This is a genomic window from Oleiphilus sp. HI0079 (genome assembly GCF_001635105.1).
This window is the reverse complement of sequence record NZ_LWFT01000951.1, coordinates 1-1,293: the sequence shown is the minus strand read 5'-3', so window position 1 is coordinate 1,293 and position 1,293 is coordinate 1. Positions and strand designations below refer to the sequence as shown.

1 protein-coding gene and 1 pseudogene are annotated in these 1,293 nt (G+C 47.3%); one reads left to right on the top strand and one right to left on the bottom strand.

What is annotated here, in order from left to right; all coding sequences use genetic code 11:
- The coding region (locus tag A3750_RS17430; RefSeq protein WP_156498686.1) for an AraC family transcriptional regulator ligand-binding domain-containing protein at window positions 1-652 on the bottom strand (652 nt) is incomplete at its 3' end.
- Between the two features lie 132 nt (window positions 653-784).
- On the opposite strand from A3750_RS17430, the pseudogene A3750_RS17425 reads away from it, so the two are divergent.
- A pseudogene (locus tag A3750_RS17425) lies at window positions 785-1,293 on the top strand (alkane 1-monooxygenase); the annotation flags it as partial.

Sequence of the window (1,293 nt, the reverse complement as noted above, 5' to 3'; positions counted from 1 at the left end):
GAATCACAAGCTCCAAATGTTGACTATTCAAACTAAAGGTTACATTGGGAAATTTTTGTTGGTATGCATCGGGATGCGGCAACTCTGCTAAAGGCAACTTTACCGTGATCGCTGTATTGTTCACTCCGGTGGTCTTGGCAATCAGGTCGACAAACGATGAAAGCAACACTATCGAGACGAATAGTCGCAATGAATCCAGATCGAACTTCTCGACCACTCGAAATATCGTCTGGCCCTCCATCACGTCACTTTCAATGCTAATGATGGCGATGCGCGTAGCAATCATCTTGCGCACGAGCTCAAAGGTATCCTTTACCGTTGGAGCAGCTAACGCGCCATAACCAAGCGGTCCGTGCGAAGAGGCCTGACTAATGCTTGATATCCCAAGCTCCAAGGGCAATCGGTCATCCGCCTCTAAAGCCTTGAGCTGGGCACGCTCTAGTAAACGTCGAAACTGCTCAAAACTGATGAAGCTCTGGCTTTCCAAAAGACTCACCCAGCTAAGGCTATTACCTTTGAACAATTCAGAGGGTTCTGTACCTAAATTACGTAGGTGCGCTACCAGCAACCGTGCATAGCTAGGGTGAATAGAAGGTAAGAGGTAGTCAGTATTACTCGTCATGATTGGCAGAATATGACGAAACACTGCCACTTTCAACGCTTATTTCTCATTGCTGTTAGTGTTTCAATAACATCCACAGCAAGCATTTCGTTAGTGCTAGCAACGCGCACGAATGTATTGCAGACAACAAACAATAACGACAAACCTGCACGGAGAACAAATATGTCTGCTGGCACTTTTACTGCACCAACCGGTGAAACCTACACGGACAAAAAGCGTCACGCATGGATGGTTTCGCTCATGATTCCGGCGCTCGCCATTGCAGGGCCTTTACTCTACAACAATACCCTGAATGAATGGTTTCTTTGGATGTTTATCGCATTTTGGTACGTGCTGTTTCCAATCATCGACTTTGTAATGGGAGAGGACACAAGCAATCCACCGGAAGCGGTCGTTCCACAACTTGAAGCAGACCCGTATTACAAGCTAATTGCACGCATCCATGTCCCTATCGTCATCGCCGTGTTCATATATATCGGTTGGTTTGTTGCAAACACTGATTTAAGCGCGGGCGGATACATCGCCTCAGCGTTAACTGCAGGCTATATCGGCGGGCATGGTCTTAACATTGGCCACGAGCTGGGGCACAAAAAGAATAAGCCCGATCAATGGCTAGCGAAAATCGTACTAGCACCGGCCGCTTATGGTCACTTTTTTGTTGAGCACAACCG